The organism is Bradyrhizobium sp. BR 10261 (assembly GCF_019455395.1).
In the GTDB taxonomy this organism is placed as follows: Bacteria; Pseudomonadota; Alphaproteobacteria; order Rhizobiales; family Xanthobacteraceae; genus Bradyrhizobium; species Bradyrhizobium manausense.
In genome coordinates, this window is the sequence record NZ_JACOFQ010000045.1 from 31,421 (window position 1) to 47,350 (window position 15,930).

Sequence of the window (15,930 nt, forward strand, 5' to 3'; positions counted from 1 at the left end):
GTTGGTTTCCTCGTTCTCAGCCCTCGGTCATTCCCCGCGAAGGCGGGGAATCCAGCCGCGGCGTCTCGGCTCAATCCCAACCGTCTCAGGAATACTGGATCGCCCGATCAAGTCGGGCGATGACACCGAACGTATGGCGCGCCTGTTCCGCACTCATGATTGCGGAAGCAGCAAGCACCGCCTCGCCCAAATTCCCTTATTCGCTATTGACAAATTCATTCGTTTATATCTAACTCATCGCCATAACAACCCGCCGCACCAAGCGGCCAATAACGAGAGGAAACTTCGATGAGAGGGCTCTTGGCCTGCGCCATGCTCGCGGCCATGACTTCGGCTGCCATGACCAATGTCGCGCGCGCGCAGGTCTCCGACGATGCAGTGCGGATCGGCGTGCTGACGGATCTGTCGAGCTGGGGCCGCGACAACTCCGGGCCGGGCTCGGTCGAGGCCGCCAGGATGGCGGTGGAGGAGTTCGGGCCGACCGTGCTCGGCAAGCCGATCGAGATCATCAGCGCCGATCACCAGATGAAGACCGATGTCGGCGTGCAGATCGTGCGCGGCTGGTTCGACAACGGCAAGGTCGACGCGGTGGTCGACATCCCCAATTCCGGCATCGCGATCGCCGTGCACAACATGGTGCGCGAGCGGGGCAAGATCGCCCTGCTCTCCGGCCCCGGCGCGAGCTCGCTCACCGACGAGCTGTGCAGCCCGAACACGGTGCACTTCACCTACGACACCTACGCACTGTCGAAGGTGACGGCGTCCGCCGTGATCAAGGAAGGCGGAAAATCCTGGTACTTCATCACCGCGGACTACGCCTTCGGCCAGCAGCTCGAGAAGGACGCCACGCGCTTCATCAACGAGATGGGCGGCAAGGTGCTCGGCGGCGTCAAGCACCCCACCAATACCGCGGATTTTTCGTCCTTTGCGCTGCAGGCGCAGAGCTCCAAGGCTGACGTCGTCGCCTTCGCCAACGCCGGCCAGGATACGGACAATGCCATCAAGCAGTCCGGCGAGTTCGGCCTGGTCCAAGGCGGCCAGAAGCTCGTCGGCCTCTTGATGTTCGACACTGACGTGCACGCGATCGGCCTGAAGTCGGCGCAGGGCACCTACATGACGACGGCGTCCTACTGGAACATGGACGAGGCCACGCGGGCATGGTCCAAGAAATTCTATGAGCGCACCAGGGTGATGCCGACCATGATCCACACCGGTGTCTACGGCTCGGTGCTGCATTATCTCAAGGCCATCAAGGCTGCAGGCACCGACGACCCCGCCAAGGTGATGGCCAAGATGCGCGAGCTGCCGATCGAGGATATCTTCGTCCATGGCGGCAAGTTGCGCGAGGACGGCCGCGTCATCCGCGACATGTATCTGGCCAGGGTCAAGGCGCCCGAGCAGTCCAAGGAGCCCTGGGATTATCTGGAGATCATCAAGACCGTGAAGGGCGAGGATGCCTTCCGCCCGGTCTCCGAATCCAAATGTCCGCTGCTGAAGCAGTGAGGTGAGACATGGCCGGCAGCGAGCATAGCGCAAGCGAAACATACGAGTGCGACGTGCTCGTGGCGGGATCGGGCTGCTCCGGCATGTCGGCGGCGATCACCGCGAGATATCGCGGCCTCGAGGTGCTGATCGTCGAGAAGGAACCGCGCTTCGGCGGCACCACCGCGCGCTCCGGCGGCTGGCTGTGGATTCCGGGCACCTCCCTGGCGAAAGCCTACGGCATCGAAGAGACGCCGGAGCAGGCCCGCACCTATCTGCGCCACGAAGCCGGCAACAATTTCGATGCGGCGCGCGTCGATGCGTTCCTCAGCGCCGGCCCCGAGGCGGTCGATTTCTTCACCACCAAGACCGCGCTCCGCTTCGACATGCCGCTGGTCTTCCCCGACTATCACGCCGAGGCGCCCGGCGGCGCGCAAGGCGGCCGCTCCATGGTGACGCGACCGTTCGATGGCCGTGAGCTGGGCGACCTCATCAAGACGCTCGGCATGCCCCTGCCCGAGCTCACCGTGTTCGGCATGATGCTGGGGTCAGGCAAAGAGATCATCCATTTCATGCGCGTCACGAAGTCGCTGACGTCAGCGGTCTATGTCGCAAAGCGGCTATCGCGCCACCTGATGGACGTGCTGCGCCATGGCCGCGGCATGACCTTGACCAACGGCAATGCGCTGGCGGGTCGACTCGCAAAGTCCGCGCAGGATTTGAAGATCCCGATGTGGTTGTCCTCGCCGGTGCGCGAGCTGACGGTCGAGAATGGCACAGTGACCGGCGCGATCGTGTCGCGCGAGGGACGCGGCGTCCGCGTCCGCGCGAGGCGGGGCGTCGTGCTCGCCTGCGGCGGCTTTCCACATGATGTCGAACGGCGCAAGAAGATGTTTCCGCATGCACCGACCGGCGCGGAGCATTTCTCGCCGGGGCCGACCGGCAATACCGGCGACGGCCTGCGCCTCGCCGAAAGCGCGGGCGGACATATTGAGGATCGCCTGCCGAACGCGGCGGCCTGGGTGCCGGTGTCGCTCACGACGCGCAAGGACGGCTCGAAAGGCGTGATGCCGCACTTCATCGATCGTGCCAAGCCCGGCGTGATCGCGGTGATGCGCGACGGCAAGCGCTTTGCCAATGAAGGCAATTCGTACCACGACTTCGTCCAGGCCATGATCAAGGCGGCCAAGCCCGGCGAGGAGATCGCGGCCTATCTCGTCTGCGATCACAAGACGTTGCGCAAATACGGCCTCGGCTGCGTGCCGCCGTTCCCGATGCCGCTGGGACATCATCTCGCGAGCGGCTATCTCATGCGCGGCGATACGCTGGAAGCGCTGGCGGCAAAGGCCGGCATCGACGCGAAGGCCCTTGCGGAGACAGTCAGGCAGTTCAACGCGACCGCACCGCTCGGACAGGACCCCGCCTTCGGCAAAGGTTCAAAAGCCTATAACCGCTACCAGGGCGACGCGCTGCACGGTCCCAATCCTTGCGTCGCGCCGATCGAGAACGGCCCGTTCTACGCCATCAAGATGGTAACAGGCGATCTCGGCACCTATGCCGGTATCGTCACCGACGAGAACGCGCGCGCGCTCGACGCTGAAGGCCGGGTGATTCCCGGGCTCTATGCCGCCGGCAATGACATGGCGAGCATCATGGGCGGCAATTATCCCGGCGCCGGCATCACGCTTGGGCCGGCGCTGACCTTCGGCTACATTGCCGGGCGACATCTTGCCGACAGCGCCACCAAGCGCGACGCGGCGTAGAGCATGATCCGGAAAAGTGTGCAGCGGTTTTCCGGCCAGATCATGCTCAAACAAGGACTGAAGCGCATCGGGGACGCATGAAGAAAGAAAGCCGCGGCATCCAATCGATCGAGGTCGGCGGAGAATTGCTGCGCGCGCTCGCGAGATGCGGCGAGCCGATGATGCTGCGCGATCTCGCGCGCGAAGCCGGCATGACGCCGGCCAAGGCGCATCCTTATCTCGCCAGCTTCTCCCGCATCGGGCTGATCGAGCAGGACGAGACCACCGGCCGCTACGAGATCGGCGCGCTGGCGCTCGAGCTCGGACTGATCAGCCTGCGCCGCCTCTCCGGCGTGCGCATCGCGCAACCGAAGATCGCGGCGCTCGCAAGCCAGATCGGCCACGCGGTCTCGCTCGCGGTCTGGGGCACGCACGGCCCGACCGTGGTGCAGCTCGAAGAGCCCGGCCAGCCCGTCCACATCGTCATGCGCGCGGGATCGGTGATGGCGCTGCTGGAGACAGCCACGGGGCGCGCCTTCGCGGCCTTCCTGCCGGAGAAGACCATCAATGCCGCACTCGAAAGCGGCCTCGATCGCCAGGGCGTCGGCTACAATCCGAAGCGGCCGGTGAAGGGCGCCAAGGTCGCCGAGATGCTCACCGAGGTTCGCAAGCACGGGCTCGCCCGCGCGCTCGGCGATCCGCTGCCCGGCGTGAATGCGTTCGCCGCGCCTGTGTTCGATCATTCAGGCCATGTCGCGCTGGTCATCACCGCGATGGGACCGGAAGGCACGTTCGATGCGCGCTGGGACAGCCCGATCGCGCACGCCTTGCGCGATTGCGCGGGGGCAATTTCGAAGCGGCTGGGTTACGGAATGAATGTTGCGGCGGAGTGAAAGGCGAACCGCCCGCCTCACAACAGGTGTCATGCCCCGCGCAGGCGGGGCATCCAGTACGCCGCGGCCTATCGGTTCAATCACCGCCGTCTCGGCCTACTGGATCGCCCGGTCAAGCCGGGCGATGACAGCGAGAATGGAGCCGCCCTGCTTATCCTTCACCGGCACCGTGTAGAAATCGTAGGGTGGGCAAAGGCGCACTTGCGCCGTGCCACGACTAGGTGGTGGGCACGCTTCGCTTTGCCCACCCTACGATACTGCAGAAGAGCCTCAATTCGCCCCAGCTCTCAGCGCCGCCGGCATATAGATCTGCGCGTAGCCTTCCTTGATCGCGGAGGTGATGCGATCGAGGCGGCGGTCGATGTGCTTCTCCAGCACCGAGACGCAGACCTCTTCGTTGCGTGCCATCAGGCCCTCGATCACCGCGCGATGCTCGGCCTGGGTGTTGGTACGGTTGATGCTGTCCATGTCGATCCAGCGCACGAAGCGGATGCGGGCGTTGACGTTGCGCAAGACGCGCAGCATCTCGGCATTGTTCGACATCGCCATCAGCCGCTCGTGAAAAGTCTCGTCCAGCTCGACGAGTTCGACCGAGGTGCGGTCGCCGGGATCGGGGCCGGTGGCCTCGAGGAATTTCAGCAGCGCGTCGATATCTTCGTCCTTGGCGCGCTTGATGGCGAGGCGGACCGCGGCGACTTCGATCGACTTGCGCAGCTCGTAGAGATCGAAGATCTCGTGGGCGTCGAGCTCGCGGCAGAAGAAGCCCTTGCCCGGCGTGAAGCGCAGAAAACCTTCGGTGTTGAGACGGTTGAGCGCTTCGCGCAGCGGCGTGCGGCTGACGCCGAGGCGCTTGGCCAGTTCGCCTTCGTTGAGCCGCTCGCCCGGCTTGAACTCATAGCTCACGGCCATGGCCTTGAGCTGTTCATAGACGCGATCGACGATACTGTCGGAGGCCAGTTCCACGTTGCTCATCATCAACTGCATTCATGCCCGAACACAGCCAAATATACCGGGGCTGCGGCGGCGATTGCAATGCAAACAACAGCAGAGGGTGCGAGGAGCCGTGCGACATCAGGAATCAGCCGAAGGCGCGCGGGCGCAGTCCGGCATGAAACCAGGTGATCATGGAATAGATGTCGTAAACGGGCAACCCGACTTCGGCCTGCAGCGCTGCCGCATAAGGCGGCATGTTGGTGCATTCGAGCACGATGGCGCCGACGTCGGGGTTTTTCGCGACCAGCTCTTTGCCGGCCTCGACCACGTCACGCTCGGCCTGGGCGACGTCCATGTCGTCCTTCTCGGCCTTGATCAGGACGCGGAAAAACTCCTTGCCGTGCTCGGTACCGACCACCGGCGTATCGAGCGGCACGCCGGCACCTTCGAGATGGGCCGGTGTCAGGGTCGAGCCCGATACCGTGACGAGACCGACGCGCTTGCCAGGCGGCAAGGTCGCCTGCACCCACGGCACCTGCATCAAGGACGAGGTCGCAACCGGCACGCCAACGGCGGCGGCGATCTCCTTCTGGAACAGCGAGAGGAAGCCGCAATTGGTGGTGATGGCCTCGGCCCCGAGCCGCACCAGGTCCTTCGCCGCATCGATGAAATCAGGCAGCAGGCCAGCCGCGCCCTTCAGCACCACCTTCTCCGGCGATGCCCCGCTCACCACGCGATAGAGCACGGGGAAGGGCCAGGTCGTGCCATTGCCCATGTCGCCGGGGATGCGCGGAAAGCGCGCTTCCAGCATCAGGATGCCGAGTGGCGCGCCGTAGATGGCCTTGCCGCCACGGGCGATGCGGGATGAGGAACTGGAAGAATAAGTCATGTTGCGAGCTCAGAGGAAGCGATCGGGAGAAAACGGCGCAAGCGGAATTTCGGGCGGCTTGCCGCTCAGAAGCTGGGCGACGAGGCGGCCGGTGCGAGCCGAGCCGACCAGGCCGACATGACCATGGCCGAAGGCATAGACGATGTCGCGCGAGGCGCGTGAGCAGCCAATGCAAGGACGTCCGTCCGGCATGCTCGGACGATGGCCGAACCACATCTTGATGCGCGAGGCCGGAATGTCCTGCGGCAGTTTCGGAAACATGCTGAGAAGGTGGTCGCGCAGAATCTCCGCGCGCTTCCAGTTCGGCGCGGCCTCGAGGCCCGCGATCTCGACCGTGCCGGCGGCGCGCAAGCCCTTGTTGGTCCAGTTTGCCACCATCTTGGCGTCGGAGGCCATCATCGAGCTGCGCGGACCTGCTTCCGGGTTCTCGATCATGACGTGATAGCCGCGCTCGGTTTCGAGCGGTAGCGGATCGCCGACAGACGCAGTCAGCCGCTTCGACCGCGCGCCGGCGGCCACCACAGCGGCATCGCAAGCAATCTCGCCGGTGTCGGTGAGAACGGCGACGAGCTTGTTGCCGCTCAGCCTAAGCCCGGTTGCCCTGGCACGAACCAGCTTCGCGCCGCTCGCCAGCGCATGCTGGGCAAGCGCCGCAACATAAGCGCCGGGATCGCGGCAGCGACCGGCCTCCTCCACCACGACAGCAAAGGTATAGCGCGGATGCAGATCCGGCTCACGTTGACGTATCTCGTCGGCGTTCAGCTCCAGCCACTCGACGCCGACCTTCCTGCGCAGGCGCCAGCCGAGATCGTTGTCAAAATTGCCGCGCGACGGGAACACATGCATCACGCCGTTGCGCTCGATCAGCTCAGGCACGCCAGCTTCTTCCGCCAGCTTCCGGTGCAACAGCGGCGCGTCCTTCAGGAGGTCGCGCAGCGCGAACGCGGTCTTCTCGACACGCGCCTCGGTCCAGCCGGACAGCAGATATTTGACCAGCCAGGGCAGCGCCTTCGGCAGATATGACCAGCGGATCGCGAGCGGGCCGAGCGGGTCCATCAGATAGCCCGGCACCTTCTTCCAGACGCCGGGCTCTGCCGGCGGGATCACCGAATGCGAGGAGAGCCAGCCGGCATTGCCGTAGCTCGCCGCCTGTTCGCCGCCCGGCTCGCCCGGGTCGATCAGCGTGACGCGATGCCCTTCGCGCAGCGCCTCGATGGCGCTGATCACGCCGATCGCGCCGGCTCCGATGATGGCGACGTGGCGACCCTCGGACATCGCTTACGCCTTCACCTGCGGCACAAAATCCTTGCCGACCGAGATCGCCCGGGGATCGATGATACAGTGGAGGATCGACGGCTTGCCGGAAGCGAGCGCGCGCTCGAATGCCGGTGCGAATTCCTCGGTACGCTCGATCCGCTCGCCATGTCCGCCGAACGCTTTCGCGTACATCGCGAAATCAGGATTTTTCAGCTGGGTGCCGACGACGCGGCCGGGATAGTCGCGCTCCTGGTGCATGCGGATGGTGCCGTATTGCGAGTTGTCGACCACGATCACGATCAGCGGCGCGTCATACTGCACGGCAGTCGCAAACTCCTGGCCGTTCATCAGGAAGCAGCCGTCGCCGGCGAAGGCGACGACGACACGGTCAGGATATTGCCGCTTGGCCAGCACGCCGGCCGGCACGCCATACCCCATCGAGCCCGAGGTCGGCGCAAGCTGCGAGGCAAAGCTGTGGAAGCGATGATGGCGATGAATCCAGCCGGCATAATTGCCGGCGCCGTTGCAGACGATCGCGTCCTTCGGCAACCGATCGCGCAGCCAGGTCATGACCTGACCGTACTGGAAATTGCCCGGGAGCTCCCGCGCCTTCTCGGTCCAGGCGAGATAATCGGCATGCGCCTTGGCGGCCTCGCCTTTCCAGGCAACAGTGCCTGAAGGCTTCAGCGTCTCCACGGCAGCGGCGAACGCGGCCGGCGTCGCCTGGATCGCGAGCTCCGGCTGATAGATGCGGCCGAGCTCTTCCGAGCCCGGATGCACATGGATCAGCTTCTGCTTCGGTGAGGGGATGTCGAGCAGCGTGTAGGACGAGGACGGCATCTCCGACATGCGGCCGCCGATCAGAAGGATGACATCGGCATTGTCTATGCGCGCCTTCAGGCCCGGGCTCGGCCCGATGCCGAGATCGCCGGCATAATGCGAATGATCGGCATCGATCAGCGAGGCCCGGCGGAACGAGGTCGCGACCGGCAGATCGAAGCGTTCGGCAAACCGCGCGATGCTCCTGGTGGCCTCATCGGTCCAGCGCGAGCCGCCGAGGATGACCAGCGGTGCCTTGGCGCTGGCGAGCAGCGCACCGGCCTTCTCGACATCGGCGGGCGCCGGCCAGCTCACCGCCGGCTCGATGCGCATGGCGTCGGCCACGGCGGCGGTCTCGGTCAGCATGTTCTCCGGCAACGCGATCACCACCGGACCCGGACGGCCCTGCATGGCGACGCGGAAGGCGCGCGCGACCAGCTCGGGAATGCGGTCGGGGCGATCGATCTCGACGGCCCATTTCGCCATGGAGCCGAATACCGCCTTGTAGTCGAGCTCCTGGAACGCCTCGCGCTCGCGCATGCCGGTGTCGACCTGGCCGACGAACAGGATCATCGGGGTGGAGTCCTGCATCGCGATGTGGACGCCGTGGCTGGCATTGGTGGCGCCGGGGCCGCGGGTGACGAAGCAAACGCCCGGGCGGCCCGTCAGCTTACCATAGGCTTCCGCCATCATCGCAGCGCCGCCTTCGGCGCGGCAGATCACGACGTCGATCGGGCTATCATGCAGCGCATCGAGCGCCGCGAGGTAGCTCTCACCGGGAACGCAGGTGACGCGCTCGACGCCTTGCGCGACCAGCTGGTCGATCAGGATCTGGCCCCCGGTGCGGGTGTTTCTGATGGTCATGACGGCTCCCTGCTGGCTTCTCGCGATAGGTGTGGCGCCTCGCGCAAATCTGGTTCGGAGGTGGGTAGGACAGGCGGCAGGAGCGCGCAACATCGAAAGGCTTTCCGATCTGCGCGGGCATCATGCCGGGTCTCATCGATTGCACGACCTGCTCGCGATGATGCGGCGGCAACTGCGCACGCCGGCACCGAGGAATACGACGTGCTTCAGCGCCTTGCACTTCTCCGCAATCGCCGAGGGCACCGCGGTGTGATCGACGATCATGATCTCGGCATCGCCGAGCAGGCCGGGCAGGCCGGGCAGATCGTCGGGCGTGATGGAAGGATTGCTGACGATGCTCACGGGCAATTCCGCCGCGCCCAGCAGCTTCTCGGTGACCGCGGCAGCGTCTCATTGGCATCGACGAAAACAGCACGCACGGACTTCTCCTCACAATCCCGATGCCCGCAGACCCGTCCAATATCCGACCCCGGCTTCACAAAATTTTCTCTCGCTTTGCCAATGGACTAGGCTCTAACCTGCCTCATAGCTCAAATCCCCGGCAAGGCCGCAATACCATATTGCATTATGTTCTGAATACAGAAATAGTCGACCGGCCGGAGCCCATAGATCCCCGAGGGAGTACCGACGATGAACCGCAGGGACGCACTCACCACCGTCGCGCTGGCGGGCGCCGCAATGGCCGCGACCGCGTCAGTCAAGGCCGACACCGCGCCAAGCTCCACGCTCGATCGCATCAAGAAGACCGGCGTGCTGCGCATCGCCGTCATCGCCGGCCAGGACCCCTATTTCCACAAGGACCTCGCCACCAATCAATGGTCGGGCGCCTGCATCGACATGGCGAATGACATTGCGGGCAAGCTGGGCGCCAAGGTCGAGATGCTGGAATCGACCTGGGGCAACCAGATCCTGGATCTGCAGGCCGACAAGGTCGACCTCGCCTTCGCCGTGAACCCGACGCCCGAGCGTTCGCTGGTCATCGACTTCTCGACCCCGATCCTGGTGCACTCCTTCACTGTCATCACCAAGAAGGGCTTCGCCAAGCCGCAGACCTGGTCCGAGCTCAACAAGGCGGAGGTCAAGATCGCCGTCGACATCGGCTCGACGCACGAGACCATCGCGCGCCGCTACTGCCCGAAGGCTGACATCCTCGGCTTCAAGACCCGCGACGAGGCGATCCTCGCCGTGTCGACCGGCCGTGCCGACTGCAACGTCTCGCTCGCGGTGCTGTCGATCTTCACACTGAAGAAGAATCCGACGCTCGGCGACCTCGCGATCCCGCGGCCGATCCTGACACTGCCGACCAATCTCGGCATCCGCGCCGAAGCCGACCGCCGCTACAAGGATTTCCTCAGCGCCTGGGCCGACTACAACCGGTCGCTCGGCCAGACTCGCGAATGGCTGCTGAAGGCCTATCAAACCGTCGGCCTCAGCGCCGACGACATTCCCGGCGAAGTGCAGTTCTGATCGGTCAATCATGTCGGGGACGCGTCAGCCGCGCAGCAAGCGGCTGAAGACGTTCTTGAGCCGGTTGCACCGGACATATTGACGCGGACGCCCTGAATAAACCGGGACGCTGATATGCGCGCCGCCTTACGTGGCGCTTCCGGTGTTGACGCGAATCCACGCGCGTTTAAGTAGGTGAGACAAAGACTGCAGGGATGGCGACGTTTGCTGGGCTGGTTCCCGTTGCCGTCACCTAAGCAGGACACATGACGACCTCGCCTCACGCGACCTCGCCAAGCGCGAAACCGAAATCCCATTCAGCGCCCCCTCATCTCGCCATCGTCCTGTTCTCGCTCGCGATGGGCGGCTTTGCGATCGGGACCACCGAATTCGCGTCGATGAGCCTGCTGCCGTTCTTCGCGGCTGACCTTCACATCGACGAGCCGGCCGCCGGGCACGCGATCAGCGCCTATGCGCTCGGCGTGGTGCTGGGCGCACCGCTGATCGCGGTGCTCGGCGCGAAATTCGCCCGGCGCACGCAGCTCTTGGCGCTGATGGCCGTATTCGCGCTCGGCAACGCCCTCACTGCGCTGTCGCCCGGCTTCGGTTCGATGGTCGCGGCCCGCTTCCTCTCGGGCCTGCCCCACGGCGCCTATTTCGGCATCGCCGCGCTGGTTGCGGCCTCGCTCGTGCCGCAACACCGCCGCTCGCAAGCGGTCGGCCAGGTGATGCTGGGTTTGACCGTCGCCACCATCATCGGCGTGCCGCTGGCCAATCTGATCGGCCAGATGGTCGGCTGGCGCGCGAGCTTCGGCCTCGTGTCGGTGCTGGCCTTGCTCACGATGCTGCTGTGCGCGTCGTTCGCGCCGCGCGACCAGGCCGGCCGGTCGGATCCGCTGCGCGAGCTCGGCGCGCTTAGGAGCCGCCGGGTCTGGACCACGCTCGCGATCAGCGCCATCGGCTTCGGCGGCATGTTCGCCGTCTACACTTATCTGGCGACGACGTTGATCGAGGTCACCAAGGTCAGCACCGAGGTCATCCCGTTCTTTCTGGCCATCTTCGGCATCGGCGCCACGCTCGGCAATCTGTTCGTGCCGCGCTTCGCCGACCGCGCCTTGATGCCGACCGCGGGCGGCATCCTGGTGTTTGCGGCCGTGGCGCTGCTGGCCTTTCCGCTTGCGGCCGGCAATCCCTGGCTGCTCGCGATCGACATCTTTGCCATTGGAGCCAGTGTCGCGCTCGGTGCCATCTTGCAAACCCGGCTGATGGATGTTGCCGGAGATGCGCAGGCGCTTGCCGCCGCACTCAACCATTCGGCGTTCAACACCGCCAATGCGCTCGGCCCGTTCCTGGGTGGCCTTGCCATTCGTCAGGGGCTCGGCTGGACCTCGACGGGTCCCGTCGGCGCGGGGCTGGCAGTCCTCGGCTTGCTGATCTGGTTTGTCGCCTGGCGCGACCACGGCCCTGCGCCGGTCGAACACGTGCCAGGCAGCGACGCCGCGCCACGCGAAGCAGCTCCGCTGAAGCAGGCGCCGCCGCTGGCGCCGCGTGAGCGAAGCCGTCCCAAGGAACCCGTGGCCTGACGGGGATTGCGACGCGCTCAGAACAGCGCGGCGTTGAGAGCCTGTCCGTAGATCATCGCGGCGACGAGCGAGACCAGGAGGCCGGCACCGGAGAAGATCATCAGGATCTTCACAGTTTCGAGATCGACATTGGTTCCCGTCGCGCGGGATATTGCTCTTGCAAGTGCAGCAATCATCGCCAGCTCCGAACTCGGCCGCTTCGACAGGGCCTGACCTTGTCTAGCGCAGATCGACGCATTCGCCTGTGAAGCAGATTACAGGAGGCGGCTTCGAGCACCCCGTCTCACGCGCTCAGCTCCGCCCACAGCCGGGAACGCGCGCCCTCGTTGAGAGGGACAACCTGAAACGGCTGGCCGAAGATAGCGAGCGATTCCTTGTGAGGCTCGAACCGCGGCCAGGCTTGCGCAACATCGGGCATGCCTGAAGTCACGAAGCGCAGCAGGCTGGTCTGAAACCGTGCTGCGACGTCGATGTCGGCAGGCGTCATCGGTCCGCCCTTGCGCTTCAGGATCGGGCGATCGATGAAATCAGGCAGATGCGCCCACAGGCAGGCATTGTCGGCGCCATGCGTCGGCCCCTGTGACAGAAACGGCTCCAGCGCCGGGCGATGGTCGAACCGGCTGAGCCACACCGCGCCGCCTGCTTCCGCGTGGCTCCGCGCCAGATCGGCCATCGGGCGATGCCAGAACGCATCCGACAGCAGCGCCTCGTACGGGTCCTCGTCGGGACGCACTGAACCGCGATAGCATGCCAGCAGCCGTTCCCAGCCGGCATCGCCGAAAGCAACGCGCAAATTGCGCTCGGTGGCGCGGATCATCGCGGCGGGCGGGGTGCTCTTCAGGAACATCACCATCTCGTCGCGGCAGGAGCCGAGCCAGAGCTCGACATCGCGCAGAGTCCCATCGGCAAACACATCGCGCGGCTCACGCGGGATCACGGCGCCGTCCAGCACAGGCCCGAACACGGTGCCTGCTTCCGTTTCGTCCGCGATCCTGCGGCCGACACGCTCGACGGCTGCAAACAGTTTCGGCAGCGGCACGGATACGATCGCGCCTTGGTCTTGCTCGATCTCGAGCTCCGCGAGCACCCGACGCGCGATGTGGTCGGCATGATCCGCACTCATGATGTTGCGCCCCGGCGCGCTCAGCGCCAGCGCGCGGGCGAACTTGCCCTTGGCCTGTGGCAGCGTTGCGAGCGCGATCACCATGGACGCGCCTGCCGACTGGCCCGACAGCGTCACCTTGTCGGGATCGCCGCCGAAATTGGCGATGTTGGCGTGGACCCAGTCGAGCGCAGCGAGGGCATCCGAGATCGCGAGATTGCTGGCTTCGCTCAGGCCATGGCGATGCAGTTGCAGGAAGCCGAGCGGGCCGAGCCGGTAGTTGATGGTCACGATGACGGCCGGACCGCGCGCTGCGAGGAAGGTGCCGTCGTAATCGGCGCCGCCACCGGTGACGAAGGCGCCGCCATGGATGAAGAACAGCACCGGCAGCGGGCGATCAGCGCCGACAGGCGTCCAGATGTTGAGGCTGAGACAGGATTCCTCCGGCTGATCGAGCTGCCCCGGCTGCGGTGCATAAGGGCCGTAATCCGTGCAGCGGCGCGGCCCGGTCCACGCAAGGGGCGGCGTCGCCTTGGCAAAGCGCCGCGCCATCGCGAACGGCACGCCCTTGAAGGCGCGGACGTGCCCCTGCCCGGCCCCGATGACGGGGCCGAGCGTGGTCGGAACGGCGTTGGTCAGCATCGATCTTGTCCCGTCTTGCGCTCACGCGCGCCGCTTGCCGAGATCGGCGATGTCGACCTTGTGGGTTTCGCGCGCGGTTGATGCGGCCGCGGCCGAGGCGACGCAGCAGCCCGCGACGAAGATCGCAACCGGGATCCAGCCATTCGGACCCTCGCCGACGAGGCTCGCGCTCACCAGCGGCGTGAAGCCGGCGGCGAGGAAGCCGAGCTGGGTGCCGATCGCCGTGCCGGAATAGCGCACCCGCGCTTCGAACATCTCGGCGTAGAACGACGGCCAGATCGCGTTGGGCGCGGAGTAGATGATGTAGAGGCCGATCGCGGCGGCGAAGATCGCTGTCGTGCTGCCCGTCGTCACCAGCATGAAGTAGGGGAACAGCAGCACGGCGCAACCGAGCACGCCGCCGATGAACACCGGCTTGCGGCCGATCTTGTCGGCGAGCAAGGCCCAGAGCGGCTGCGCGAACAGCGCCACGACATTGCCGAGCACGCCCGCCCACAGCATGGTCGGACGCGCGACGCCGAACTTGCTGGTGGCATAGCCGAGCGCGAACACCGCCGTGAGCGTGCTGACGGTCGCGATCAGCGCGCAGACGATCACGCGCAGCACGTCCGGCCAGTAGTCGCGCAGCAGCGCCACGACGGGGAAGCGCGCCACCTGCGCCTTGTCCTTGATGTCCTCGAACACTGGCGTTTCCGGCATGGTCCGGCGCACCAGATAAGCCACCAGCAGCACCAGCGCCGAGAGCAGGAACGGAATGCGCCAGCCCCAGCTCAGCAATTGGTCTTCCGGCATGCCGGCGACGGGAATGAACACCAGCGTTGCCAGGATCGCGCCGGCCTGGGTGCCGCTCAACGTCCAGCTCGTGAAGAAGGCGCGGTTGGAATTGGCGGAATGCTCCAGCGTCAGCGAGTTCGCCCCGCTCTGCTCGCCGGCGGCCGACAGGCCCTGCAACAGCCGCAGCAGCGTCAGGATGATGGGCGCGGCATTGCCGATGGTCTTGGCATCAGGCAACAGGCCGATCGCCAGCGTCGAGAAGCCCATCACCACCAGCGTGAACAGCAGCACCGTCTTGCGGCCGATGCGGTCGCCGAAATGGCCGAGGATGACGGCGCCGACGGGGCGCGCGATATAGCCGATGCCGAACGACAGCAGCGCAAGCAGCGTCGCGGTGCCGGGATCGACATTGGCGAAGAACACTTTTGGAAAGATCAGCGCCGCCGCAGTGCCGTAGATGAAGAAGTCATAGTATTCGAGCATGCTGCCGACGAAGCTGACGAGCGCGGCGCGCTTCGGCAGCTTGTTCTGTGTGGTTTCCGCGCTGGACGGCGCGTGCAGCGATGCAGTTGAGGTCAAGCTCATCAATCGTCCTCCCCGTACGATGGCGGTCGCGGCTCGCATCACGCCCGTCCGGGCTTGCCCGTTTTTGCTTTTGGTTGCCGCAACCTTGGTCTTTCGGCATAATGTACGAACTAGTACGTTTATGCAAGCATCCTGGATCGTCGGATTGGGCGAAATTTGCCTTCACCTTCAAGGTGATCCATAGAACCGGCGGGAGAAATTGTGATGCTCAAGCGCAGGCCGCCACCATCCAAGCGCACCAACGACCCCGAACGCACCAAGCGCGACATCCTCGAAGTGGCGATGGCCGAATTCGCCTCGGAGGGCTATTCCGGCGCCCGCGTCGACGCGATCGCCGCGCGGACCCGCACGTCCAAGCGGATGATCTATTATTATTTCGGCGGCAAGGAGCAGCTCTACCTCGCCGTGCTGGAAGAGGCCTATCGCAGCATCCGCGCGCTGGAAGACCAGCTCGATATCGAAAGCTGCGACGCGCGCGAAGGCCTGCGCCGGCTGATCGAGGCGACCTTCGACCACGACGAGCGCAACCCGAACTTCATCCGCCTCGTCTCGATCGAGAACATCCACCACGGCAAGCATCTGAAGCAGAATCTCCAACTGCGTGAGCTCAACGCCAGCGTGATTGCAACGCTAGACGGCATTTTGAAGCGCGGCCGCGAAGAAGGCGCGTTCCGTGATGACGTCGATGCCATCGATCTGCATCTGGCCATCTCCTCCTACTGCTTCTTCCGCGTCGCCAACCGGCATACGTTCGGGGCACTGTTCGATCGCGATCTGAGCGAGCCGAAGGTGCTGGCGAGGAGCAGAAGCCAGATCGTGGAGATGATCCTGGCGTGGCTGGAAGCGAAGGCTTAGCAGTCGCCACACACGCGCTGTCATTCCCCGCGGAGGCGGGGAATCCAGTACGCCGCGGCCTATC

Annotated in this window: 14 protein-coding genes; 6 read left to right on the forward strand and 8 right to left on the reverse strand. The window is 65.2% G+C overall.

Features of this window, described 5'->3' with window-relative positions; genetic code table 11:
- Positions 1 to 288 precede the first annotated feature (288 nt).
- The 3 genes from HYH07_RS33700 (at position 289) to HYH07_RS33710 (ending at position 4,117) form a co-directional block, all read left to right on the forward strand.
- Positions 289 to 1,503 carry an ABC transporter substrate-binding protein gene (locus tag HYH07_RS33700; RefSeq protein ID WP_220006500.1) on the forward strand — a complete coding sequence of 405 codons (1,215 nt, stop codon included), beginning with the start codon at positions 289 to 291 and terminating at the stop codon, positions 1,501 to 1,503.
- 8 nt (positions 1,504 to 1,511) lie between these two features.
- Positions 1,512 to 3,245, forward strand: coding sequence for an FAD-dependent oxidoreductase (locus tag HYH07_RS33705; RefSeq protein WP_220006501.1), 1,734 nt, complete (start codon positions 1,512 to 1,514; stop codon positions 3,243 to 3,245).
- 77 nt (positions 3,246 to 3,322) lie between these two features.
- Entirely contained in the window at positions 3,323 to 4,117 is a 795-nt protein-coding gene (locus tag HYH07_RS33710; RefSeq protein ID WP_220006502.1) for an IclR family transcriptional regulator, read from the forward strand.
- Between the two features lie 270 nt (positions 4,118 to 4,387).
- On the opposite strand, the gene HYH07_RS33715 is transcribed toward HYH07_RS33710, so the two are convergent.
- The 5 genes from HYH07_RS33715 to HYH07_RS33735 all read right to left on the reverse strand — a co-directional run bounded on the left by HYH07_RS33715 (position 4,388) and on the right by HYH07_RS33735 (position 9,221).
- Positions 4,388 to 5,092 carry a GntR family transcriptional regulator gene (locus HYH07_RS33715; RefSeq protein WP_228749942.1) on the reverse strand — a complete coding sequence of 235 codons (705 nt, stop codon included), beginning with the start codon at positions 5,090 to 5,092 and terminating at the stop codon, positions 4,388 to 4,390.
- A gap of 103 nt (positions 5,093 to 5,195) precedes the next feature.
- Complete coding sequence (locus tag HYH07_RS33720) at positions 5,196 to 5,939, reverse strand: aspartate/glutamate racemase family protein (protein ID WP_220006504.1); 744 nt, start codon at positions 5,937 to 5,939, stop codon at positions 5,196 to 5,198.
- Between the two features lie 9 nt (positions 5,940 to 5,948).
- Positions 5,949 to 7,214, reverse strand: a complete 1,266-nt coding sequence (locus HYH07_RS33725) for an FAD-binding oxidoreductase (protein ID WP_220006505.1) — start codon at positions 7,212 to 7,214, stop codon at positions 5,949 to 5,951.
- Between the two features lie 3 nt (positions 7,215 to 7,217).
- Positions 7,218 to 8,879, reverse strand: coding sequence for a thiamine pyrophosphate-binding protein (locus HYH07_RS33730; RefSeq protein ID WP_220006506.1), 1,662 nt, complete (start codon positions 8,877 to 8,879; stop codon positions 7,218 to 7,220).
- A 132-nt stretch (positions 8,880 to 9,011) separates the two neighbouring features.
- Positions 9,012 to 9,221, reverse strand: coding sequence for a hypothetical protein (locus tag HYH07_RS33735; RefSeq protein WP_228749944.1), 210 nt, complete (start codon positions 9,219 to 9,221; stop codon positions 9,012 to 9,014).
- A 288-nt stretch (positions 9,222 to 9,509) separates the two neighbouring features.
- Here HYH07_RS33735 and HYH07_RS33740 point away from each other — a divergent pair, with 288 nt between their 5' ends.
- Positions 9,510 to 10,346 carry a transporter substrate-binding domain-containing protein gene (locus HYH07_RS33740; RefSeq protein WP_220006507.1) on the forward strand — a complete coding sequence of 279 codons (837 nt, stop codon included), beginning with the start codon at positions 9,510 to 9,512 and terminating at the stop codon, positions 10,344 to 10,346.
- Positions 10,347 to 10,591: 245 nt separating this feature from the next.
- Entirely contained in the window at positions 10,592 to 11,908 is a 1,317-nt protein-coding gene (locus HYH07_RS33745; protein ID WP_220006508.1) for an MFS transporter, read from the forward strand.
- Between the two features lie 17 nt (positions 11,909 to 11,925).
- On the opposite strand, the gene HYH07_RS33750 is transcribed toward HYH07_RS33745, so the two are convergent.
- The 3 genes from HYH07_RS33750 to HYH07_RS33760 all read right to left on the reverse strand — a co-directional run bounded on the left by HYH07_RS33750 (position 11,926) and on the right by HYH07_RS33760 (position 15,011).
- A complete protein-coding gene (locus HYH07_RS33750) occupies positions 11,926 to 12,084 on the reverse strand; it encodes a hypothetical protein (protein ID WP_220006509.1) in 159 nt (52 codons plus the stop codon).
- Positions 12,085 to 12,191: 107 nt separating this feature from the next.
- A complete protein-coding gene (locus tag HYH07_RS33755; RefSeq protein WP_220006510.1) occupies positions 12,192 to 13,652 on the reverse strand; it encodes a carboxylesterase/lipase family protein in 1,461 nt (486 codons plus the stop codon).
- 21 nt (positions 13,653 to 13,673) lie between these two features.
- Complete coding sequence (locus HYH07_RS33760) at positions 13,674 to 15,011, reverse strand: MFS transporter (RefSeq protein WP_220006511.1); 1,338 nt, start codon at positions 15,009 to 15,011, stop codon at positions 13,674 to 13,676.
- 204 nt (positions 15,012 to 15,215) lie between these two features.
- On the opposite strand from HYH07_RS33760, the gene HYH07_RS33765 reads away from it, so the two are divergent.
- Complete coding sequence (locus tag HYH07_RS33765) at positions 15,216 to 15,866, forward strand: TetR/AcrR family transcriptional regulator (protein WP_220006512.1); 651 nt, start codon at positions 15,216 to 15,218, stop codon at positions 15,864 to 15,866.
- The last annotated feature ends 64 nt before the right edge of the window (positions 15,867 to 15,930 follow it).